The organism is Bacillus sp. TL12 (assembly GCF_022625245.1).
Lineage (GTDB): Bacteria > Bacillota > Bacilli > Bacillales > Bacillaceae_G > Bacillus_A.
Map to the genome: position 1 here is coordinate 1 of NZ_JAJJBY010000258.1, position 252 is coordinate 252.

1 protein-coding gene is annotated in these 252 nt (G+C 38.9%); it reads right to left on the reverse strand.

Features of this window, described 5'->3' with window-relative positions; translation table 11 throughout:
* A partial coding sequence (locus LOK41_RS28830) for a DDE-type integrase/transposase/recombinase (protein ID WP_241819482.1) occupies positions 1 to 252 on the reverse strand: 252 nt, incomplete at both ends.

The window sequence follows — 252 nt, forward strand, 5'->3', positions numbered from 1 at the left end:
AGTACGCACACGTTTCTTAATGAAACGGTGATCCTGTTCCACTATATTATTGAGATATCTAACTTGCCTTATTTGTACGCCTTCAGGCATACGTTTCTCTTCTTTTAACTCTTGAATCGCTACTGGATAGGCTGGGTTCTTGTCTACTGTTATCACGCGAGGTTTACAAATATGAGAAGCAGCCAAGGCTTTCTTAAAAAAGCGCTTGGCTGCTTGTTTATCTCTTGATTCACTTAGATAAAAATCAATGGT